Origin of the sequence: Pseudomonas sp. PDM02, assembly GCF_014852285.1 — a bacterium.
In the GTDB taxonomy this organism is placed as follows: Bacteria; Pseudomonadota; Gammaproteobacteria; order Pseudomonadales; family Pseudomonadaceae; genus Aquipseudomonas; species Aquipseudomonas migulae.
The window spans coordinates 208,782-230,731 of sequence record NZ_JACVBL010000003.1; the positions used below are offsets into that span (position 1 = coordinate 208,782).

Sequence of the window (21,950 nt, forward strand, 5' to 3'; positions counted from 1 at the left end):
GTAATTCAGTTTTCCTACAAAGGCTGCTTCGGTTTCTTACGACATTTGAAGATGTCGCCGGCGCTGCGGAATCAATGACAGGCATGTCGACTATTAATAGCCACTGATAGTCTTGGGTAGAAAGCCCAGATAGAGTTCAGGGCATTAGAGGTTTCTTTGACGAGGTTTGCGATGTCCCGCACGATCCGTTTTCACAAGTTTGGTCCAGCCGAGGTGCTCAAATGCGAAGAGCATGCGGCCGCTCTCCCTGCACCGGGCGAAGTGCAGGTGCGCGTCGAGGCGATTGGCATCAGCTGGTACGACATACTCTGGCGCCAGAACCTGGCGTCCTCCCATGCTCGCTTGCCTTCAGGCCTTGGTCATGAAATGTCCGGCGTCGTGACGGCGGTTGGCGATGGCGTCGATGACCTGGCAGTTGGCGACAAGGTCGCCAGTTTCCCGGCTGAAAGTCCGAACGACTATCCCGTCTATGGCGAGCAAATCGTTCTGCCGCGCTCGGCACTGACCCGTTATCCGGACGTGCTGAGCCCGATTGAAGCGGCGGTGCATTACACGCCGCTGTTGATTGCTTACTTTGGTTATGCCGATCTGGCACGGGTCAAGCCTGGGCAATTTGCCCTGGTGACTGACGCGAGCCACTGCGCCGGGCCTTCATTCGTCCAATTGGGTAAAGCCTTGGGTGTACGGGTGATTGCCGCCACGAAAACGGCCGAAGAGCGTGAATACCTGCTGTCGCTGGGTGCCGAGAAAGTCATCGTCACCGAGGAAGAAGATCTGCTCATGCGGATCAACAAGATCACCGATAACCGCGGTGTCGATGTGGTGTTCGATGGCCTGGGCGGCCCGCAGATGTCGCTGCTCGGCGATGTGCTCGCGCCTCGCGGCAGCCTGGTGCTGTATGGCCTGCAAGGGGGTAACCAGACGCCATTCCCGGCCTGCGCAGCGTTCCAGAAGAACATTCAGTTCTTTGTACACTGCATCGGCAATTTCACCGGCAAGCCGGAGTTGGGCATCATTCAGGATCAGGTTGCACTGCAACGAGCCTTGCGCGACATCAACCAGATGACCGCCGATCGTGTACTGCTGCCGCTCAAGACTCGGGTCTTCCCGTTTTCCGAGTTTGTCGAAGCACACCGCTACATGGATGAATGCCCATGCCGCGAGCGGGTCGCCCTTCAGGTCGAACCTGCGTAACAGCCCCTGAAAAAGTCCGTGCCTGCACGGACTTTTTTATTGCCCCTCGCAAAACATTGAGACGTCTCATCGATCTGTCGATGGGTCAGTTCAGCAACTGAACTGGTTTTTGCTCTCGATCTGTATCTTCTAATCAGCATCTAAGCCTTGATAATTGAATGATTACTTTCATCTCAAGGAATGAGTCATGTCTGGGTGTCAGGCTGATACTTTTCAATGCACATTGTTAATAGATATCCGACCAACAGTAATTCTTTGCGCAGCTTTCAAAAAGACATGTGCGGCTTCTATCTTTATTTCTTGTACTACCTATATGTGGGACGTTGTCGGACATTTCCTAGGATGTTTTGTTAAGTCGCCAGATGCCGGTGGTACGGGGCTTTTGTGCCATCCGGCTTCGGCGCATGCAGCGTCGGCGATCAACTATTTCAAATAATTACCAAAAGTATAAGTGCTAGCCTTTGACAATAATGTCCAGCACTTCATCCGTGTCAGACAATCCGCTGTGCAGTGCATATCGCTGTTTATGCAGTACTGAACTTACGAGCATCAGGTAAATAAAGATGACCCATATCCATGATCAGGCGATGAACTATGTCTATCAGCAAATGCTGCAACGCTTGCTGAGTTTTTTCTCTCGGGCCGAACGCACGGCATTGCAACTGATGATCCAGCGTCTGGTGGTCGCCGCGGGGGGCATGGAGCGCATTGGCGATTACAAGGTGCTGGCGATCCAGTCCGGCTCGCGGGACAGTTGCTACACCCTGGCGCTGCTGCGCGCCGCACAACTGAGCATTGCCGGTCGGGCGCCAGCCACGTTCCAGTTGCGCGTAGCCTCCCTGCGAATGAACGGTGCCAGCTCGATGGCCCAGGAAAACATCCATCGCAGCTACAGTTCGTTGTTTCTCTACGACGATCCACGGGTCGAAGTGCTGATGGTGGATAACCGCGAAGTGTTGCCGTTCAGCCACCCGGCACCGATCTCCGATGCCGGTCGAGAAGCCAATCGGCTCAATGTGCTGATGGTGGGCCACCGTCGAACCTGGAACGGGCCAATCGATCTGTGGGACGACGGCTATCTGGCGACCGGCGAGTTCTATGGGCAGATCGCGCGTTGGGACGGTGGCGTCGATGCCTTGGTCAGCAGTGACACGTCACGTCAGCAAAAGCAGTTTCTCGAAGGCTTGAAGCGGGCGGCGGCCAAGGCCGGGCTCAAGACCTCAAGTCCGGTTGAAACAGGCTTCGATGAACTGTTCGCCTTGCTCGATGAGATCGGCAGTGACTGCTATCGCGCGTTTTATGCCGAACAGGGGCAGGCGGCATGGCGGCCGGCCGAGCGCTTCGAGGCCTGTCGCCGTACCACGTTCATCGACATTCAAGACATGCTGGTCAGCAACCTCGAAGAGCGCTGGCCGCTGCTCACCGAATTTCTCGGTTTTCAACCTGACGAACTGGCGGCTCAGATCAGCGACAACGAATTCGTCAGCCTTTCGATATCCGCACACGTGCGAGGGCTGCAAGCGTGCTTTGTGCACGGTCGCAGCTATGAGGCGGGTGTCGCCGAATACTTGCAACGGGCGTTGGTGATGATGCGCCGCAAGCGACTGCCGGAGCGTTTGTGCGAGCAGGCAGTGGCGGTCTTCGGTAACCCGGCGAGGCTGTCCGAGCAGCGTGGGCTGGCCGCGGCCGAGGCGCAAAAAAACCTCGGTTTGACCGAGGCTCAGCTGGTGTGCCTGCTCTTCGCACCCTTTGTCGAAAACGGTGCTGCCCTTGAGCGCTTTCTGCGTCAGTGTCATCCCGGAATGCTGGTGGCGATGCCTGATTTGCACCGGGCAATGCAGGGCAATCCGGTGTCGGAGCAGATTCTGCAATGGATGGTCGACGTCAGCGGGCTGCCCGTCGGCCTGCTCGGCACACTTTACCGGATGGGGCCGGTGCCAGGGGCCGAGGGCAGGGTGGCTGACCCGGATGCTGATGGCGTGGACCTGCCATCGGAAGGCGCCAACTTTGGCGATGATGCCGCGGTGGCGGGTGAAGGGTCAGCGGGACATTGAAAGGACCACGCGAGACTGACTTTGCTTATCAGGCGGTGTACCGATACCTGACGCACCTGATCAATGAGCCAGTCAGCGACACGCACGTGCGCCTGCCGTCGTTGCGTCAGTTGGCGGATCGTTTGAGCGTGTCGATCTCGACGATTCAGTACGCGTATTCGTTGCTGGAGAAAGAAGGGCGCGTGTATTCGGTCGCCAAATCCGGCTATTACGCGTTGCCGGTGTCCGCCATCAATGCGCCCGGCAATGGCAATGACCTGCTCGAAAGCGTTTATTTCAGTGCCAGGTGCCCGGGCATGCTGGTGTTGAGCGCCGACGAACCGGCATTGTTGCAGCCCCTCGACAGTCCGTTATTGCTGCTGGAACGGGAACTGCTGCGCCAGTATCCGCGCCAGCCGCAACCGCCTTCGCAGCCCTGTGGCGAACTGGAACTGCGTACCGCCCTGGCCGCGCGTTACACCACAACGCCGGTACGCTGCTGGCATGCCGATGACGTTTACATTGGCGCCGACTTGCGCGGTGTCCTGGAAATACTGATCGCCGTGTTGAGCCTCAAAGACGCTGCGGTGGTCCTTGAGTCTCCGTGTGACTGGGCGATTCTGCGCTTGCTCCAGGCCGCCGATGTCCAGGTGATCGAATTGCCGCTGCAAACCGATGGCGGGCTAGACGTCGAACAGCTCAAGAAGCTGCTGGAGACCCACCCGGTGCGGTTGGTCGTGCTGTCATCCGCTTTGAACATGCCGCAAGGCAGCCTCGCAGATGACGACAACCGACGAGCTATTGCGCAGCTCCTCGAACGGCATGGCAGCTGGGTGCTGGAAAACGATTGCTACGGCGAACTCGAATTCGAACCGGGCGGCTTGCGGTTTCGTGATCTGCTCGACCCTGACCGGCTGATCGTGTTTTCCACGTTCGAGAAAATCATCGGCCCGGAAGCGCCCTACGGCTTTCTGTTGTCACGGCATTTCAGCGCCGAATTGCAGCGGCACTTTTTACTGCGTGCCTTTCGCCTGTCGCCGATTCGCCAGAAAGCCATCGCCCGTTTGTACGGTAACGGACGGATCGACCAGCACCTTCATGTGCTGCGCAGGTTGCTCAAGGACCGCAAGGTGCAGATGACGCAGTTGTTGCAGGAGCGCCTGGGCGATGCCTTGCATTTTGTCGAGCCTCAGGGTGGGGCAACGATTTGGGTGCGCTCCCTGCGTCAGGTTGATGTGCGGCGGGTGTTTCAGCGCCTGCTCAAGCATCAGGTGGTGATTGCGCCGGGCGAGCTGTTCAGTTTGCAGGGCCTGCACACGCAACACTTGCGCCTCAGTCATAGCTTTGGCGGTGATCATGATCTGGCCGCTGCACTGAGCCTGCTCGGCGATGCCTTGCGCCTGGAATCGGTAGACTGAGCATGTTCGCAAAACATCCTTTGCGTCCGTGGATCGATCCCATCGCGTTGCGGTCAAACTGCCAGTAAACTGCGTCCCTATTCCTGAACCACTCTATTCAGAGGTTTTGCATGACACTCAGTCCTTTTGCGGGCAAACCGGCACCGGCAGAGTTGTTGGTCGACATCCCGCGACTGGTAACGGCTTATTACACCGGCCAGCCCGATGCCGCGATCTCCACCCAGCGTGTCGCTTTCGGCACGTCCGGGCACCGAGGTAGCTCGTTCGACTTGAGTTTCAACGAATGGCACGTTCTGGCGATCAGCCAGGCGATCTGCCTGTACCGCGAAGCCCAGGGCATCGATGGTCCGCTGTTCGTCGGCATCGACACCCACGCGCTGTCGACCCCGGCGGGCGCCAGCGCCCTCGAAGTGCTGGCCGCCAACGGCGTGACGGTGATGATTGCCGAGGGTGACGAGTACACCCCGACACCAGCGATTTCCCACGCGATTCTCTGCTACAACCGTGGCCGCACCTCGGGCCTGGCAGACGGCATCGTCATCACGCCGTCCCATAACCCGCCGCAATGCGGTGGCTACAAATACAACCCCACCAACGGTGGCCCGGCCGACACCCACATCACCAAGTGGATCGAAGCCAAGGCCAACGAGCTGCTGGGCAACAAGCTCGCCGGCGTCAAGCGCATCAGCTACGAGCAGGCGCTGAAGGCCAGCACCACGCACCGTCACGATTACCTCAACACCTATGTCGCCGACCTGATCAACGTGATCGACTTTGACGCCATCCGCGACGCCAAACTGCGTCTGGGCGTCGATCCGCTGGGCGGCGCAGGGGTGCGTTACTGGTCGGCGATTGCCGAGCATTACAAGCTGGATCTGGACGTGGTGAACACGCAGGTCGATCCGACCTTCCGCTTCATGACGGTCGACTGGGATGGCCAGATCCGCATGGACCCTTCGTCCAGCCATGCCATGCAAGGCCTGATCGGCCTGAAAGAGCGTTTTGACGTCGCGTTCGCCTGCGACCCGGATCACGATCGCCATGGCATCGTGACGCCGTCCGGTGGTTTGCTCGCGCCGAACAGCTATCTGGCAGTGTCCATCGACTACCTGTTCCAGAACCGCCCGCAATGGCGCGCCGATGCAGCCGTGGGTAAAACCGTGGTCAGCAGTGGCTTGATCGATCGCGTGGCCAAGCGTTTGGGCCGTCGCTTGTACGAAGTGCCGGTCGGTTTCAAATGGTTTGCGGACGGTCTGTTCGATGGCTCGCTGGGTTTTGGCGGCGAAGAAAGCGCCGGCGCCTCGTTCCTGCGCAAGGACGGTGGCGTGTGGAGCACTGACAAGGACGGTTTGATCCCGGCCCTGCTGGCTGCGGAAATGACCGCCCGCACTGGTCGCGACCCGAGCCAGGCGTATCGCGCGTTGACCGATGAACTGGGTGAACCGTTCTCGGTGCGGGTCGATGCCAAGGCCAATCCGCAACAGAAAGCCTTGCTGAGCAAGTTGTCACCGGAGCAGGTCACGTCGACCCAGCTTGCGGGCGAAGCGATCCAGAGCATCCTCAGCCACGCGCCGGGTAATGACCAGGCGATCGGTGGTTTGAAAGTCATGACCGAAAACGGCTGGTTCGCGGCGCGTCCGTCGGGTACCGAAGACATCTACAAGATCTACGCCGAGAGTTTCGTCAGTGACGAACACCTCAAGCAGTTGGTTGCCGAAGCTCAAACATTGGTGGATGGCGCTATTTCTGCGAAATAAGTGAGGGCCCCTTCGCGGGCAAGCCTCGCTCCTACAGGGCTCGCGCAATCTCTGTAGGAGCCGGCTTGCCGGCGATGGCGGCATCAGATACGCAGCAAATCCCGAAGCAAAAAAAGGGGCGACTATGACAGTCGCCCCTTTTTTTGCCCGGCATTTACCCAATCAAGCCAGGTCCACCAAAACAATCTCACTGTCTTCAATGGCCGTCACGCGCAACACCTGCTCATCAGCCACCGCAACACCATCTCGAGCTTGTGCTCGCAAGCCATTGACTTCAATCACGCCCGTCGCCGGAACAAGGTAAGCACGGCGACCATTGTCCAGTCGATACTCCGCAGACTCGCCAGCCTTCAGGTTCGCCGCAACCAGGCGCGCATCCGCACGGATCCGCAGGCTTTGATCGTCGCCGGCCTTGCCACTGGCCAGGGTCACGAAGCCTTCGCGCTGGCCTTTAGGGAACGGTTTCGCACCCCAGGACGGTGCCAGGCCTGTTTCGTTCGGGATGATCCAGATCTGGAAGATCCTGGTTTCAGTCGCTTCCAGGTTGTACTCACTGTGAGCGATCCCGGTGCCGGCGCTCATGACCTGCACATCGCCCGCTTCGGTGCGGCCCTTGTTGCCGAGGTTGTCCTCGTGGGTAATCGCACCTTCACGGACATACGTGATGATTTCCATGTCTCGGTGCGGGTGTTTCGGGAAACCGGTACCCGAGGCGATCACGTCGTCGTTCCACACCCGAAGGTTGCCCCAGTTCATGCGTTTAGGGTCGTAGTATTCGGCGAACGAAAAGTGGTGATGAGCATCCAGCCAGCCATGGTGGGCGCCGCCCAGGGAGTTGAAGGGTCTGAGTTCGAGCATGATCGTCTCCTGAAAAGGGTGGTGAATGGCGAGCATCATCTATCAGGCACTGATCGATAAAAAGCGTAAAAAATGCCTCAATACAATCGAATAAACTGATATCAAATCACCTCGAAACATTCTCATCCAGCCTTCACTTCATCGCATAAGCCAATGACCTGTAAGCATTTCACTAGAACTGAACGGCAAATGCAGACACCATAGCCCTCAACAGCCTCACACCCTGGAGTCAGCCCGCGTGCCGCAACACACCCCCGATCTTCCTCCTGAACTTCGTCCCTTGGCCGAGATGCCGCTGCTCAAGCGCCTGGCCGCCCGATTCTTTGGCCATGGGCTGACGCGTCTGCGCGCACAACATCGGGCGTCATGGCTGCATGGCCAGGCCGACGGTTTTCGCAGCGGTCACAGCGCCGGGGTGGATTACGGCTATAAGGAAGGCAAGCTCGAAGGGTTGGAGGAAGGTCGGCAGGTGTTGCTGATTCGTGACTCGCGCTCCACCGAACACCGGCCCCCTAACGTCGATGACAACCTGTTCGACGACTGGCGCCTGCCATTGAGCGCAGAGCTGAAGAAGCGTATGAAGGCCGATGTCGCTCGTTTGCTCGCGCCGCACGCTCAACCCAGCGCCGCGCAGTGGAAAATGATCTTCAGCGATACGCCATCGACGTCGGTCATCGCCGGCGCGGGGGCGGGCAAGTCGACCACCCTGGTGCTGCGTATTTTGCTGCTGACCCACTATCTGGGCTTCGAGCTGAGCTCAATGACCGTCGTGACCTTTACACGGGAGTCACGCAAGGACTTCATCAACAAACTGATCGAGATGTTTGCGCTCTGGGGGCGGCCGCTCGGTTTCAAGGAGGCGCGGGACCTGGTGCGCACCTTCCATTCGCGAATCCTGCCCATGGTGCGCAGCCTGCCGGGCTTCGAGCGGCTGCAAGCGTTCGAAAACCTCAGCAACCGTGTGCAAGGCGCTGATGATGAGGCCGATAGCAATCCTTTCGACTTGCGCATCAACGACGCCCAGCGTCAGCAGCTCAACGCCTGCTATCACAACCTGCACACGCGTGATGAGCGCTTTCGCGAACTGATCAAGCCGTTGTCGCGCCATGCCTTGCAGCTCAAGGAGCTGGAGCGCGATCACCCGGACGTGCAAAAACGCATGGCCGTGACCGAACTGGCCGCCAAGCGTGATGAAGAACTGTGCGACTTGATTGAAGATTTGTGGTTTCGCGCGGGTGCCTGGCCCATCAAAGGCATCGAGCCCAATCGCCAGTCGTTTGATATCAATGGCTCGACCTTTCATTGTCATGGCTATATCCCGAGCCTGGACGCGTGGGTCGTGCTGGGTTTCGATCCTCGGGAAAACCCGCAGGTCAGCCGCCCGAATGCCAAGCTCAGCGTCCGTGCGGAATGGGCGGTAAAGCGAACCCTGTTTCAAGCTTTCTGTCGTAAGCCTTTGATATGGCTAGATAGTTATGAAACTTCAAAGCGTGTTTTGGCCTCCCTTGCGGGCGATGCCAGCGCCGGGCCGGGGTTTGATTACAAGGTCAAGGGCGAGCTCGGTTCCGCGCCGTTGCTGGACTGTTTTGTCGCGGCGGCCGGGTTCATCGAAAACCTTGGCCTGGATGTCCCGAATGCCGTGGGCCAGATGAGCTTCGCCAAGGACGACCCGGACCGGTTTTTCTTCGAGGCCTTGAGCCTGTTCTGGCGAGCCCTGGAAGATCATCTGCTGGATCAGAAGCCACCGGTGATGACCTACAATCGCATGTTCGCCTTGTTCAGCGAGCATTCCCCGGAAAACCAGAAGCTGTTGAGCGATGAACTGCTGCGACCGTTGTCGCACCTGATGATCGACGAGTTTCAGGACGTATCGCCGCAGATTGTTTCCTGGATTCGTGCCAGCCTCGCCGAGATTCGCAGTCGCGGCCCGGCCATGCACGTGGGGCGCGGCGCTCAGCGTTCGTCGCTGTTGTGCGTGGGCGATGACTGGCAGTCCATTTATGGATGGCGCGGCAGTTCGCCGACGTATTTCATGGAGTTCAACAAGGAGTTCCCTTCGCCGAGCACGACCAAGGTCATGCTCAGCGACAACTATCGCAGCCATCAACACATCATTGATGCCGCCGAACACATCGTGCGCGCCGCGCCGGCCATCGCCGGCAAGAAGGCCAAGGCCAGTGGCGAGTCGAAAGCGCTGCTGCCGGTCAACGTGCTCGATCGGGATGATCAAGGCTTGGCCAAGAGGTTGATGGAACACTACAGGCAGGGCGATACCATCTTGATGCTTTATCGAAAAAGTAGCGATAAGTCATTGATAGAAGAGCATATTCAGTCTGTAGTTAATGTAGATTCTAGCTTGCCGTACGAGTCACGACGACTGAAGCAGTTGACCTATCACAGCGCCAAAGGCCTTCAGGCCGACGCGGTGTTTCTGCTGGGAGACTGCCAGCACCTGACCAGTTCGCCCTACAAGAATCAGGTCTACCGCATGGCGGGTCTGGGCAAGGCTGGCGACAACGAAGCTTACGATAACGCGCAAAAAGACGAGATTCTGCGGTTGGCCTATGTCGGCATCACCCGGGCGGTCAGCCATTGCTACTGGTATGTCGATGGCCAGGACACCCAGGCGGCGAACATGCCCAAGGCTTCCGACCGGATCGGCAAGGGCAAGGCGTTTTTTGCCGATCACCGGAGCAAGACATCGGCGTAAACCCGTACTCAAAAAAAAGCCCACAAGATGTGGGCTTTTTTTATGGCAGCTGCGCTTCAACCTTCAGGCATAACTCTTGAGGGCCACCGGAGGAATGAAAGACTCAAGCTCATCCTCCACCGCTTCAATGATTCGTTCTACGTCCGCTGCGTTCATGACAGTGGCGCATGGAATGCCGGCAATGGCGATCATGGTCTCGCCCGTGGCACGGTCAAAAAGACGGGCAATCATGCTGCCCGGTGCGTCCATGCTCGCCTCAAAACCCATGGGATGAAAATGCCAGCGCATCAGCTGGCAGGCGTTTGGAAAGGTGACTTTACTGAACCCTTTATTCATATGTTGCCCGCCTGATTCATCGAGCGCTTCCATTAGCTCATGTTAGGAGGGAAGAGCCTTCATTGGCTCAACCGTTGACTGTCTTTAAAAGTAGCATCCGCATGTGAAAATAATGTGGATTTTTCAGGCCGATTGGCAATTGGTTGCTTTTTTTTGATTCGGGTCAAAGCGCTGTGACCTTTCAGCAAAAGGCCGGTACTGCTTGCTCATTGAAGCCGGTGCGGAATTTCGGCAAGCTCGCCTTTTTCTCGTCGAGTCCTTTATGCATGCCGATGATGATGGTCCGCTGCAAACCCAGGCCACGAGCGAGACGGTCATGCGCTATCACCTGCGCTGGAAGCACCGCGACCTGGACGGCGTCATGGCGCTGTATCACCCGGACATCCAGTACAGCGACTTCTTCCAGAACCGCGTGATGGGGCTGGACGAATTGCGCGAGTACGTGCGCAGCAGCATGCCGCGCGATCCGGATGAAGCGCTGGAACACTCGGACCGCATCCGTCTGGACGGCAACACCGCGTTCATTCAGTACCGCATTACCCTGCGCGGCGGTGAAGGGTTGGTGTCATTTCGGGCCAGCGAGGCGATTACTGTCCGTGACGGTCTGATCTGGCGGGTTAACGAGTACGCCTCGCTGGTGCATGAGCAGCCCGTCAGCAAAACCGCAAACAGTGCGCGCCCGGCCGTCAGTCGGCTCGGGTTGTCGCCGCGTCAGCTGAGTTTCATGGCGCAGGACCTGCAACAGTACTTCCAGCGCCAGCAACCCTATCTGGACCCGGAGCTCGACCTGCAACGGGTGGCGAAGGCGTGCGGGTACAGCCGCAATCAGATGTCCTATCTGCTGAACCAGGTGCTGGGCCAGAGTTTCTACCGCTACGTTAACCAGGCGCGCTTGCAGCATGTGCTCGCCGCGCTGGAAAACGCCGCGCCGCCACTGCGTATCGACGATCTGGCGTTTGCCGCCGGCTTCAATTCGCTCTCGGCGTTCTATAGCTGTTTCCGCCAGCACACCGGTCTGTCGCCCAAGGCCTACGTCAAACAAATTTCTTTGCGTGCACGCGCGCAAGACAGCCTCTGAGCCCACGCACTAGGATCAACGCCATCGAAGTTTGAGTGGCGGAGTCTTGCATGCCGGCGTGGCGCACTATCAGTTTGTGGATGGATCAACTCGACGAGCCGCTGCTGGCGCGTCCGGCGCTGGAACACGATCTTGACGTCGACGTCGCCATCATCGGCGCGGGGTACACCGGGCTCTGGACTGCGTACTACCTCAAGCGCCTGGCGCCGGGCCTGAATATTGCCATCGTTGAAGCGCAGACCGCCGGTTTTGGCGCCTCCGGGCGTAATGGCGGCTGGTTGATGGGCAACCTCCTGGGGGAAGACCGTTTGCTCGCCGATTTACCGGCCGGGCAGCGGCGGGCGTCGTATGACCTGCTGCACAGCATTCCCGATGAAGTAGAAGTTGTCCTCGAACGTGAAGGCATCGCCTGCGATTACCGTAAAGGCGGGGCGCTGTATTGCGCGGCGCGGTATCCGGAGCAGGAAGCCAGTCTTCGACAGTATCTGGACAAGCTGTATCGCCAGGGCCTGACGGAAAGCCATTACCGCTGGCTCAGCCCCGAGCAGTTGGCGCAACAGATCAGAATCGCCAAGCCTTATGGCGGTATCTATGCACCGCACGTGGCGACCCTGCACCCGGCAAAGTTGGTGCGAGGTCTGGCCCGGACGGTCGAACGCATGGGCGTCAGGATTTACGAAAACAGTCCGGTCACCCACTGGCAATCAGGCAGCCTGCGCACGGCGAAGGCCATGGTGCGCAGCCGCTGGATCGTTCCGGCGGTAGAAGGGTACGCGACCACGCTGCCTCCGCTGGGGCGCTATCAGTTGCCGGTGCAAAGCCTGATCGTCGCCACCGAACCGCTGTCCGCCGCCACTTGGGACGAAATCGGCCTGAGCCACGGGCAGGCGTTCGGCGAAAGCAGTCGCCAGGTGACTTACGGTCAGCGTACGGCGGATAACCGCCTGGTGTTCGGCGCGCGGGGCGGCTATCAGTTTGCCGGCAAGCTGCGCCATGACTTCGACCTGACCGCCAGTGAAGTCGACTTGCGGCGTTACCTGTTCGGCGAACTCTTCCCGCAACTCAAGAACGTACGTATTACCCATGGCTGGGGCGGCAACCTCGGCATGTCCCGGCGGTTCAAGCCGCACATGCTGTGCGATCAAGCGAGCGGCATTGCGATTTCCGGCGGTTATGGCGGGGAGGGCGTTGGTGCCAGCAACCTGGGTGGACGGACCTTGGCTGACTTGATCCTGCAACGCGATACCGAGCTGGTTCGCCAGCCATGGGTCATCCCTCAGGGCGGTCTCGATGCACTGAAGCCCTGGGAACCGGAGCCCTGCCGCTGGCTCGGCTACAACGCGATCATCCGCAGCTTCGTCCATGAAGACCAGACCCTGGCCAACCCGGCTACCGCGCCTTGGCGACGCAAGCTGGCCAGCGGGGTCGCCGGGTTCATGGAAGGTTTCATGCAGTAATCGACGCTTTCTCCATAGACAGGTACTCCCATGGGCATCACGCAGTTCAAGAACACCGCAACACTGAAGCTGGACGAATCAAACCCGGTCGCCGTGCCGTTGGGAACTCCCGTGGCGGTGGCCTCCACCACCAGCGTCGAACGCGACGACGGTGTCGAAACCGGCGTCTGGGAATGCACCCCCGGCCGTTGGCGTCGGCAGATCGTGGCCCAGGAATTCTGTCATTTCATCCAGGGACGCTGCACCTTCACTCCAGATGACGGTGAAGCCCTCCACATAGAAGCCGGCGACGCACTGATGTTGCCAGCCAACAGCCTCGGTAACTGGGACATCCAGGAAACCGTACGCAAGACCTACGTTTTGATTTTTTGATCCTCTGATTGCCTGCCAACAAAAACTCACACAGGAATCCACTCATGATCCGAAAGACCCTGGCACTCGCTCCCTTGGCGCTCTTCGTGAGCCTCAGTCACGCCGCCGACACCGTGAAGATCTACAACTGGTCGGACTACATCGCCCCGGACACCACCAAAGACTTCCAGAAAGAAACCGGCATCGGCTTTAGCTATGACGTGTACGACAGCAACGAAACCCTCGACGGCAAGTTGATGACCGGCAAATCCGGTTACGACGTGGTGTTCCCGTCCAACCACTTCATGGCCCGGCAGATCGAGGGTGGGGCGCTGAAGAAGCTCGACAAGAGCCAGTTGCCGAACTGGAAAAACCTCAACCCGGTACTGCTCAAAGCCCTGCAAACCAACGACCCGGGCAACGAGCACGGCTTCCCGTACCTGTGGGGCAGCACCGGCATCGGCTACAACATTGCCAAGGTCAAAGCGGTGCTGGGCGATAACGCGCCGGTGGACTCCTGGGACCTGATCTTCAAACCCGAAAACATGGCAAAACTGCAGAAGTGCGGCGTGGCCATCCTCGACAACGGGCCTGAACTGCTGCCGGCCGCGCTGAACTACCTGGGGTTGCCGCATCACAGCAAGAACCCGGAAGACTACAAGAAGGCTGAAGCGCTGCTGATGAAAGTCCGGCCTTACGTCAGCTATTTCCACTCGTCCAAGTACACCAGCGACCTCGCCAACGGCGACATCTGCGTGGCGGTCGGTTTCTCCGGCGACATCCTGCAGGCCGAAAACCGCGCCAGGGAAGCCAAGAACGGTGTCGACATCGGCTATGCGATTCCCAAGGAAGGCGCCGCCATCTGGTTCGACATGGTCGCCATGCCCGCCGACGCCCCGGACGAAAAAGCCGGCTATGCCTTCATGGACTACCTGTTGCGCCCGGCCGTCATGGCCAGCATCAGCAACTACGTGCACTACGCCAATGGCAACGAACAGGCTGACAGCCTGATCGACCCGGCAATCAAGAACGACACCAAGGTTTATCCGAGCCCGGAAATGATGGGGAAACTGTTCGCGCTGGAAGCGATGCCGCTGAACATCGACCGGATTCGGACGCGGGTGTGGAACAAGATTCGCACGGGCAGCTGACAGGTTGCACCAACGCATCGGGACAGGATGTCCCGTTGCGCAATCAGCCGACCGGCTCGACCGTGCAACTCATTTGCCCCGAGCCGGGTATCTGGAACAAGGCATCGCTGCCGTTCTGCAAGAAGCTGTAGCTCCCCCGGTAATCCTTGCCGTTGAATTGGGTAGCGGAATCATTTGGCACCTGGATAAGGGTGGCAGAGGTATTCGCCCATTTCAGGTACACGACACGCGGCTCGACATTGAAGTAAGTGACGGCGATCAACGCGTTGAGCCCGGTGCAACGAAAGGCTACCGGGCCGTCGGTGAGCCTGCTCGGATCCTTGGTTCGTGCAATCACCGAGCCTTGGCGAAGCTGATGCGCACGCTCGGCATAACTGCGGATCGTGCAGGCCTTGGGTTCCGCCTCGGCAGAGCAGCGATTGCGGGCGTCTACCCAGAACCGTTGTTCGATCTCGACTTTGTCAGGCCGCGGCACGGAATGATCGTCTGTGAGCGCGAGGCGATAAAGGCGCGTCAGTTCAATGTCCATCTGCTTCAGTTGTGGGGTGCGGCAGATCAGCTTCTCGATGGCTGCGCTGGCCCTGGCGCAGTCGAAGCTGGTTGCCAGAACCGTAGAAGTCCCGGCATTCGCGCACAGGCTTGTTGCCGCACACGCACCGGCGGTAATGAGCCTGACCCACCAGGGCGTGACCCTTTTCATCTCGACTTCACCCGGATCATTTCATGAGGTCCGCGAAGAAAGTTAACCCGGTATTCAGTGTGGTCTCATTCTTCGAAAAGTCTAATTTTTACCCATGGAAGTGCGCGAATCAAAAACGCCAATAGTCGGACGATTTTGATCCCGGCAACTTACTTTTATTTAATATTTAAATTGTAGATTGTCCGACAATAACGCTGGCTCACTATTTTAAATACGCCGACTTCTAATCGCGCCTATTGTTTTCGGGCATATTCTGAAGTGCGCAAACTTGACGCCAAAAAAGTAGTGGACGATTGATTTCAAATTGTGTCAGTTTTCTTTCGCCTTCATTGGGCGAGTGATAGGACGATCTCGCCAGAGATTGTTGCTATCTAAAAAAACTGTTCCATAGCAAAACAAGGAAGTGTGTTTATGTCTAAAGTAAAAGACAGCGCTATTGATTCCGCTGAACAGGCATTCCAGCCATTTCAAGCCTTGGCGGCTCCCAGTTCTGCGTTCAACCAGATCAATAGTTTCAGCCATCAGTATGACCGTGGCGGCAATCTGACGGTCAATGGCAAACCCTCGTTTTCCGTCGATCAGGCAGCCACCCAATTGCTGCGCGACGGAGCTGCCTACCAAGACAAGGACGGCAGCGGCAAAATTGAACTGACCTACACGTTCCTGACCTCGGCCTCGTCGAGCACCATGAACAAGCACGGGATTACCGGGTTCAGTCAGTTCAGTGCCCAGCAGAAAGGCCAGACCGTGCTCGCCCTGCAATCCTGGGCCGACGTCGCCAATGTCACCTTCACGGAAAAGGCCACCGGCGGCGACGGTCACATGACCTTCGGCAACTACAGCGGCGGCCAGGACGGCGCAGCGGCATTCGCTTATTTGCCTGGCACGGGCGCAGGTTACGACGGGACTTCCTGGTACCTGATCAACAGCAGCTACACGCCCAACAAGACCCCGGACCTGAACAACTACGGCCGGCAAACCCTGACCCACGAAATTGGGCACACCCTTGGTCTGGCTCACCCCGGCGACTACAACGCCGGTGAAGGCGCACCGACCTACAACGACGCGTCCTACGGGCAAGACACCCGCGGCTACAGCGTCATGAGTTACTGGAGTGAAAGCAACACCAGCCAGAACTTCAGCAAGGGCGGCGTCGAAGCTTATGCGTCGGGCCCGTTGATCGACGATATCGCAGCCATCCAGAAACTCTACGGCGCCAACACCACCACTCGCACCGGTGACACCACTTACGGCTTCAACTCCAACACCGGTCGCGATTTCCTGAGCGCGTCTTCGTCGGTGGACAAGGTCGTGTTTTCGGTGTGGGACGCGGGCGGCAAGGACACCCTGGATTTCTCCGGGTTTACCCAAAACCAGAAGATCAACCTCAATGAGACCTCGTTCTCCGACGTTGGCGGCCTGGTGGGTAACGTGTCCATCGCCAAGGGCGTCACCGTCGAAAACGCCATTGGCGGTTCGGGCAATGATTTGCTGATCGGTAACGGCGTCTCCAACGAGCTGAAGGGTGGTGCCGGCAACGACATCCTTTACGGCGCGGGCGGTGCGGACAAGTTGTGGGGCGGCACCGGTTCGGACACCTTCGTGTTCGCCGCCAGCAGCGACTCCAAACCGGGTGCAGTCGACCAGATCCTCGATTTTGTCAGCGGCCTCGACAAGATCGACCTGACCGGCATCACCAACGGTGCAGGCCTGCATTTCGTGAGCGCATTCACGGGTGCGGCGGGCGATGCCGTGCTGACTACCTCAGGTGGTAACAGCCTGCTGTCAGTGGACTTCTCCGGGCATGGCGTGGCGGACTTCCTGGTCAGCACCGTCGGCCAGGCGGCGTACTCGGACATCGTGGCCTGATTCAAGGCAGAAGGAGGGCGGCGCCGATGCGCCGCCCTTTGTCACTTGAGCCACGACCCTGAGTGAAACGCCTATGATTTGTAACGCTTTTACCTGCAAAACAAACGTGTGGCTGTTAGCCGCGCTCATGATGTTTTTTGGAGATGTAGCCATGGCAAGCAGCCTGAAGTTGGCAGACCCGTCGGAGCTGGCGGGAAAATGGCGGGTGACGCAGCAAGACAACCCGTCGATCGTTTGCCCCCTCGAATTCAAAGCCAACCAGACGTTGGGCGACGGCACAGAGTGCCTCGTCGAATGGCTGGAGGAACAACCGATCGGCTGGTTCCCTGAGCCCGACGGCATCGCGCTCACCGGTAAGGAAGGGTCGAAGATTGTGTTTTTCAGTCGTCAGCGCGACGGGCTGTATCGAGGCACTTCAAAGTCCGGGCTGATCATAATACTTGAGCACCCGCTTGATTAATCGAGATGTGCCAAGTTGTTATTAAAGTGTAAGTAACGACCTCGTCAGGCAGGCGCGGGATAACACCTCAGGAAGAGCCCATGAAGATGGCGAATAACCCGGTTTCCACGCCGTTAATAAGGGCGCTGGGTGATTACAAGAGCATTCTGATCAGCGTCGGTTGTTTTACGGCGCTAATCAACATTCTGATGTTAGTGCCTTCTATTTATATGCTCCAGGTCTATGACCGGGTGCTGTCATCGCAAAATGAAACCACGCTGGCCATGTTGTCGCTGATGGTCGTGGGGTTCTTTGCGTTTATCGGCTTGCTGGAGATTATTCGCAGTTTTATCGTCATTCGTATCGGCAGCCAACTGGAACGCCGCTTCAACCTGCGGGTTTATCAGGCCGCTTTCGAGCGCAATTTGTTCAGGGGCGAAGGCAACGCCGGGCAGTCGCTGGGGGATTTGACTCACATTCGCCAGTTCGTGACCGGCCCGGCGCTGTTCGCCTTCTTCGATGCCCCCTGGTTCCCGGTGTACCTGCTCGTGATCTATCTGTTCAACGTCTGGCTCGGCGTGTTTGCCACGGCGGGCGCGGTAGTGCTGATCGGGCTGGCGTGCCTCAATGAGGCCATGACCAAAAAGCCTTTGGGAGAAGCGGCGGTTTTCTCCCAGAAGTCCAGCCAGATGGCCACCAGTCACCTGCATAACGCTGAAACCATTCAAGCCATGGGCATGCTCGGCGCCTTGCGTCATCGCTGGTTCCGGGTGCATTCGCGTTTCCTCGGCCAGCAAAACAAGGCCAGCGACACCGGCGCGGTCATCAGCTCCCTGAGCAAAACCTTGCGTCTGTGCCTGCAATCCCTGGTATTGGGTCTGGGCGCGCTGCTGGTGATCAAGGGCGACATGACCGCCGGGATGATGATTGCCGGTTCGATCCTGATGGGCCGCGTCCTGAGCCCCATCGATCAACTGATCGCGGTCTGGAAACAGTGGAGCGGCGCCAAACTCGCTTACCGCCGTCTCGATGCTTTGCTGCAAGCCTTCCCGCCGGCCGACGACGTCATGGCGCTGCCGGCGCCGAAGGGCCACATCCGTTTTGAACAGGTCAGCGCCGGTCCTCCGGGGCAGCGTGGTGCGACGTTGCACCTGGTCAATTTCAGCCTGGATGCCGGCGAAGTGCTCGGCGTGCTGGGCGCTTCCGGTTCCGGCAAATCGACCCTGGCCCGAGTGCTGGTCGGCGTCTGGCCGACCCTTGGTGGCACGGTGCGCCTCGACGGTGCCGATATCCATCGCTGGAATCGCGACGAACTCGGACCCTTCATCGGTTATCTGCCGCAAGACATCGAACTGTTCAGCGGCAGCATCGCGCAAAACATCGCCCGGTTCCGTGAGGCCGATCCGCAAACCGTCGTCGCAGCTGCGCAACAGGCGGGTGTGCATGAACTGATCCTGCGCATGCCGCAGGGTTACGACACGCTGCTCGGCGAGGACGGCAGTGGTTTGTCCGGCGGTCAGAAGCAGCGCGTGGCACTGGCACGTGCCTTGTACGGCAAGCCGAGCCTGGTGGTGCTGGACGAACCGAACTCCAACCTCGACACCGTCGGCGAAGCAGCATTGGCCAGTGCCATCGCGCACATGAAAGCCCAGGGCACCAGCGTGATCCTGGTGACTCACCGCTCTTCGGCGCTGGCCCAGGCCGACAAGTTGCTGGTGCTCAACGACGGTCGTTTGCAAGCGTTCGGCCCGAGCCAGGACGTACTCAAGGCGCTTTCCGGTGCTCAGGAACAAAAGCCCGCGCAGGCACCGGGCGGGTTGAGCATGAGCCGGCAGTATCAGCCCTCGACAAGGAGTTCGGGTGTATGAGCAACCTCAGCGAAGCCAGCATGGAACACGACTACATCGCCGAACGCCCCGAGCGCGATGCGCGGTTTTTTGCGCGCATGGGCTGGATTCTGGCCATCGTCGGCGCCGGCAGTTTCTTCACTTGGGCCAGCCTGGCGCCGCTCGACCAAGGTATTCCGGTGCAAGGCACCGTGGTGGTCTCGGGCAAGCGCAAAGCGGTGCAATCGATGAGCAGCGGGGTGGTCAGCCGGATTCTGGTGCGCGAAGGTCAAGCGGTGAAGCAGGGTCAGCCGCTGTTTCAACTCGACCAGACCCAAGTCGCCGCCGACGTGCAATCCCTACAAGCGCAATACCGCATGGCCTGGGCCAGCCTGGCGCGTTGGCAAAGCGAACGGGACAACCTCAAGCAGGTGAGTTTTCCGGCCGAACTGAGCAACGATCCCGACCCGCGTCTGGCATTGGTACTGGAAGGCCAGCGGCAGTTGTTCAGCAGCCGCCGTGAAGCGTTTTCCCGCGAGCAGGCTGCCTTGCGCGCGAGCATCGAAGGCGCTGGCGCGCAACTGGCCGGCATGCGCCGCGCACGCTCGGACTTGACCGCCCAGGCCAGTTCCCTGCAACAGCAACTGAGCAACCTTCAGCCGCTGGCGGACAACGGCTACATCCCGCGCAATCGGTTGATGGAGTACCAGCGCCAACTGTCGCAGGTGCAACAACAATTGGCAGAAAACACCGGCGAAAGCGGCCGGGTGGAGCAGGGCATCCTCGAATCGCGGCTGAAACTGCAACAACACGTCGAGGAGTACCAGAAAGAAGTCCGCACTCAGCTGGCCGACGCACAGCTCAAAAGCGTGACGCTGGAGGAGCAACTGACCTCCGCCGGTTTCGACTTGCAGCACAGCGAAATCATCGCCACCGCCGACGGCATCGCGGTCAACCTCGGGGTGCATACCGAAGGCGCGGTGGTGCGCCAGGGCGAAACCCTGCTGGAAATCGTTCCGCAGGGCACTCGCCTGGAAGTCGAAGGGCATCTGCCGATCAACCTGATCGACAAGGTCGGTACGCACTTGCCGGTGGACATTTTGTTCACCGCGTTCAACCAGAGCCGCACGCCACGGGTTCCCGGCGAAGTCAGCCTGATTTCCGCCGACCAGATGGTCGATGAGAAAACCGGCGCTCCGTATTACGTACTGCGCAGCAGCGTCAGCGAACACGCCATGGAAAAACTCAACGGCCTGGTGATCAAGCCCGGCATGCCCGCGGAAATGTTCGTGCGCACTGGCGAGCGTTCGCTCCTCAACTATCTGTTCAAGCCGCTGCTCGATCGGGCAGGTTCCGCGTTGACCGAGGAATAAGGATGTTGCGCTGTATGAATAAGCTGTCTGTGTTTGCGGCGAGCCTTGTGCTGCTGACCTGCAACCCGACCATGGCCATGGGACCGTTCGACCTTTACGAGCAAGCGTTGCGCAATGATCCGGTGTTCCTCGGCGCGATCAAGGAGCGCGACGCCGGCCTTGAAAACCGCGCGATCGGCCGCGCCGGGCTGCTGCCGAAACTGGGTTACAACTACAACAAGGGCCGCAACACCTCCAAGGTCACTTACCTCAACGAGCGCGGGCAAAACCAGAGCGATGACCGCAACTACAGCAGTTACGGTTCGTCGTTGACCCTGCAACAACCGCTGCTGGATTACGAGGCCTACGCGACGTACCGCAAAGGCGTGGCGCAGTCGCTGTTCGCCGATGAGAACTTTCGCGGCAAGAGCCAGCAATTGCTGGTGCGGGTGCTGGAGAACTACACCCAGGCGCTGTTCGCCCAGGACCAGATCGACATCGCCCAGGCCAGGAAGAAAGCCTTCGAGCAACAGTTCAGGCAGAACGAGCAATTGTTCCGTCAGGGCGAGGGCACGCGCACCGACATCCTCGAAGCCGAGTCACGCTACGAGCTGGCAATCGCCGAAGAAATCGAAGCCCGCAACGAACAGGACGCGTCCCTGCGAGAACTGGGCGCGCTGATCGGCGTGCCGGCCGTCGACATCAGCGATCTCGCGCCGCTGGATCAGCAGTTCCAGACTTTCACCCTGCAACCGGCCAATTACGACACCTGGCATGAGATGGCGGTCGCCAACAATCCGGCCCTGGCCTCGCAACGTCAGGCACTGGAAGTGGCGCGCTACGAGGTGGAGCGCAATCGCGCCGGGCACCTGCCCAAAGTCAGCGCCTACGCAACGGTGCGCCAGAACGAATCGGAAAGCGGCAACACCTACAACCAGCGCTACGACACCAACACCATCGGCATCGAGGTCAACGTCCCGCTGTACGCCGGTGGCGGTGTCTCGGCGTCGACCCGTCAGGCCAGCCGCGCCATGGAACAGGCCGAATACGAACTGGACGGCAAGACGCGGGAAACCCTGATCGAGTTGCGTCGCCAGTTCAGCGCGTGCCTGTCGGGGGTGAACAAGCTGCGGGCCTATCAGAAAGCACTGACGTCCGCCGAAGCGCTGGTGGTGTCGACCCGGCAAAGCATTCTCGGTGGTGAGCGGGTCAACCTCGACGCGCTGAACGCCGAGCAGCAGCTCTACACCACACGCCGCGATCTCGCGCAGAGCCGCTACGACTATTTGATGGCATGGACCAAGTTGCATTACTACGCCGGCACCTTGAACGAGCAAGACCTGGCCAAGGTTGACGAAGCATTTGGGCAAGGCCCGAAGGAACGCCGGAAAGATCTCTGACAATTCCAACAAAAGAGAGGC

At 59.1% G+C, this 21,950-nt stretch carries 17 protein-coding genes; 14 read left to right on the forward strand and 3 right to left on the reverse strand.

Annotation, left to right across the window (positions count from 1 at the left end; translation table 11 throughout):
• Window positions 1-171 precede the first annotated feature (171 nt).
• From IB245_RS07365 to pgm, 4 genes are all read left to right on the forward strand, one after another.
• A complete protein-coding gene (locus IB245_RS07365) occupies window positions 172-1,194 on the forward strand; it encodes a zinc-dependent alcohol dehydrogenase family protein (RefSeq protein ID WP_008044290.1) in 1,023 nt (340 codons plus the stop codon).
• A 563-nt stretch (window positions 1,195-1,757) separates the two neighbouring features.
• Window positions 1,758-3,248, forward strand: coding sequence for a hypothetical protein (locus tag IB245_RS07370; RefSeq protein WP_192227146.1), 1,491 nt, complete (start codon window positions 1,758-1,760; stop codon window positions 3,246-3,248).
• The gene (locus IB245_RS07375; RefSeq protein ID WP_192227147.1) at window positions 3,245-4,645 is read left to right on the forward strand and encodes a PLP-dependent aminotransferase family protein; all 1,401 of its coding nucleotides are present in this window, start codon (window positions 3,245-3,247) and stop codon (window positions 4,643-4,645) included. The genes IB245_RS07370 and IB245_RS07375 overlap by 4 nt, the downstream gene beginning before the upstream one ends.
• Before the next feature lie 110 nt (window positions 4,646-4,755).
• Window positions 4,756-6,402, forward strand: coding sequence for a phosphoglucomutase (alpha-D-glucose-1,6-bisphosphate-dependent) (gene pgm / locus IB245_RS07380; protein ID WP_192227148.1), 1,647 nt, complete (start codon window positions 4,756-4,758; stop codon window positions 6,400-6,402).
• A 162-nt stretch (window positions 6,403-6,564) separates the two neighbouring features.
• Here the strand turns inward: pgm and IB245_RS07385 are convergent, their stop codons facing one another.
• Complete coding sequence (locus IB245_RS07385) at window positions 6,565-7,260, reverse strand: pirin family protein (RefSeq protein WP_008044296.1); 696 nt, start codon at window positions 7,258-7,260, stop codon at window positions 6,565-6,567.
• Between the two features lie 238 nt (window positions 7,261-7,498).
• Between IB245_RS07385 and IB245_RS07390 the strand changes: the two genes are divergently transcribed.
• On the forward strand, window positions 7,499-9,970 hold the full coding sequence (locus IB245_RS07390; protein ID WP_192227149.1) for a UvrD-helicase domain-containing protein: 2,472 nt from the start codon (window positions 7,499-7,501) through the stop codon (window positions 9,968-9,970).
• A 63-nt stretch (window positions 9,971-10,033) separates the two neighbouring features.
• Here IB245_RS07390 and IB245_RS07395 read toward each other — a convergent pair whose 3' ends face one another.
• The gene (locus tag IB245_RS07395; RefSeq protein WP_192227150.1) at window positions 10,034-10,306 is read right to left on the reverse strand and encodes a DUF1652 domain-containing protein; all 273 of its coding nucleotides are present in this window, start codon (window positions 10,304-10,306) and stop codon (window positions 10,034-10,036) included.
• Between the two features lie 262 nt (window positions 10,307-10,568).
• On the opposite strand from IB245_RS07395, the gene IB245_RS07400 reads away from it, so the two are divergent.
• Genes IB245_RS07400 through IB245_RS07415 form a run of 4 tightly spaced genes read left to right on the forward strand, consistent with a single transcriptional unit; the run spans window position 10,569 to window position 14,343 of the window.
• A complete protein-coding gene (locus IB245_RS07400) occupies window positions 10,569-11,384 on the forward strand; it encodes a helix-turn-helix transcriptional regulator (protein WP_192227151.1) in 816 nt (271 codons plus the stop codon).
• Window positions 11,385-11,434: 50 nt separating this feature from the next.
• On the forward strand, window positions 11,435-12,841 hold the full coding sequence (locus tag IB245_RS07405) for an NAD(P)/FAD-dependent oxidoreductase (protein WP_192227152.1): 1,407 nt from the start codon (window positions 11,435-11,437) through the stop codon (window positions 12,839-12,841).
• 30 nt (window positions 12,842-12,871) lie between these two features.
• Window positions 12,872-13,213, forward strand: coding sequence for a cupin domain-containing protein (locus IB245_RS07410; protein WP_192227153.1), 342 nt, complete (start codon window positions 12,872-12,874; stop codon window positions 13,211-13,213).
• Between the two features lie 44 nt (window positions 13,214-13,257).
• Window positions 13,258-14,343: a polyamine ABC transporter substrate-binding protein gene (locus IB245_RS07415; protein ID WP_192227154.1), complete on the forward strand. Its 1,086-nt coding sequence runs from the start codon at window positions 13,258-13,260 to the stop codon at window positions 14,341-14,343.
• A gap of 43 nt (window positions 14,344-14,386) precedes the next feature.
• Here IB245_RS07415 and IB245_RS07420 read toward each other — a convergent pair whose 3' ends face one another.
• A complete protein-coding gene (locus IB245_RS07420) occupies window positions 14,387-15,043 on the reverse strand; it encodes a lysozyme inhibitor LprI family protein (RefSeq protein ID WP_192227155.1) in 657 nt (218 codons plus the stop codon).
• 411 nt (window positions 15,044-15,454) lie between these two features.
• Here IB245_RS07420 and IB245_RS07425 point away from each other — a divergent pair, with 411 nt between their 5' ends.
• From IB245_RS07425 to IB245_RS07445, 5 genes are all read left to right on the forward strand, one after another.
• Complete coding sequence (locus IB245_RS07425; protein WP_192227156.1) at window positions 15,455-16,912, forward strand: serralysin family metalloprotease; 1,458 nt, start codon at window positions 15,455-15,457, stop codon at window positions 16,910-16,912.
• Between the two features lie 73 nt (window positions 16,913-16,985).
• A complete protein-coding gene (locus IB245_RS07430; RefSeq protein ID WP_192227157.1) occupies window positions 16,986-17,372 on the forward strand; it encodes an AprI/Inh family metalloprotease inhibitor in 387 nt (128 codons plus the stop codon).
• Between the two features lie 80 nt (window positions 17,373-17,452).
• On the forward strand, window positions 17,453-19,219 hold the full coding sequence (locus IB245_RS07435; protein ID WP_192227158.1) for a type I secretion system permease/ATPase: 1,767 nt from the start codon (window positions 17,453-17,455) through the stop codon (window positions 19,217-19,219).
• Complete coding sequence (locus IB245_RS07440; RefSeq protein WP_192227159.1) at window positions 19,216-20,550, forward strand: HlyD family type I secretion periplasmic adaptor subunit; 1,335 nt, start codon at window positions 19,216-19,218, stop codon at window positions 20,548-20,550. Before IB245_RS07435 ends, IB245_RS07440 begins: the two co-directional genes overlap by 4 nt.
• A gap of 2 nt (window positions 20,551-20,552) precedes the next feature.
• A complete protein-coding gene (locus tag IB245_RS07445; RefSeq protein WP_192227160.1) occupies window positions 20,553-21,929 on the forward strand; it encodes a TolC family outer membrane protein in 1,377 nt (458 codons plus the stop codon).
• Window positions 21,930-21,950: the final 21 nt, after the last annotated feature.

Coding starts and splice junctions, on each gene's coding strand:
- IB245_RS07385 (WP_008044296.1), bottom strand. CDS start 7,260: ATGCTCGAACTCAGACCCTTCAACTCCCTGGGCGGCGCCCACCATGGC.
- IB245_RS07420 (WP_192227155.1), bottom strand. CDS start 15,043: ATGAAAAGGGTCACGCCCTGGTGGGTCAGGCTCATTACCGCCGGTGCG.
- IB245_RS07415 (WP_192227154.1), top strand. CDS start 13,258: ATGATCCGAAAGACCCTGGCACTCGCTCCCTTGGCGCTCTTCGTGAGC.
- IB245_RS07440 (WP_192227159.1), top strand. CDS start 19,216: ATGAGCAACCTCAGCGAAGCCAGCATGGAACACGACTACATCGCCGAA.
- IB245_RS07405 (WP_192227152.1), top strand. CDS start 11,435: ATGCCGGCGTGGCGCACTATCAGTTTGTGGATGGATCAACTCGACGAG.
- IB245_RS07430 (WP_192227157.1), top strand. CDS start 16,986: ATGATTTGTAACGCTTTTACCTGCAAAACAAACGTGTGGCTGTTAGCC.
- IB245_RS07400 (WP_192227151.1), top strand. CDS start 10,569: ATGCATGCCGATGATGATGGTCCGCTGCAAACCCAGGCCACGAGCGAG.
- IB245_RS07435 (WP_192227158.1), top strand. CDS start 17,453: ATGAAGATGGCGAATAACCCGGTTTCCACGCCGTTAATAAGGGCGCTG.
- IB245_RS07370 (WP_192227146.1), top strand. CDS start 1,758: ATGACCCATATCCATGATCAGGCGATGAACTATGTCTATCAGCAAATG.
- IB245_RS07445 (WP_192227160.1), top strand. CDS start 20,553: ATGTTGCGCTGTATGAATAAGCTGTCTGTGTTTGCGGCGAGCCTTGTG.
- IB245_RS07395 (WP_192227150.1), bottom strand. CDS start 10,306: ATGAATAAAGGGTTCAGTAAAGTCACCTTTCCAAACGCCTGCCAGCTG.
- IB245_RS07425 (WP_192227156.1), top strand. CDS start 15,455: ATGTCTAAAGTAAAAGACAGCGCTATTGATTCCGCTGAACAGGCATTC.
- pgm (WP_192227148.1), top strand. CDS start 4,756: ATGACACTCAGTCCTTTTGCGGGCAAACCGGCACCGGCAGAGTTGTTG.
- IB245_RS07365 (WP_008044290.1), top strand. CDS start 172: ATGTCCCGCACGATCCGTTTTCACAAGTTTGGTCCAGCCGAGGTGCTC.
- IB245_RS07410 (WP_192227153.1), top strand. CDS start 12,872: ATGGGCATCACGCAGTTCAAGAACACCGCAACACTGAAGCTGGACGAA.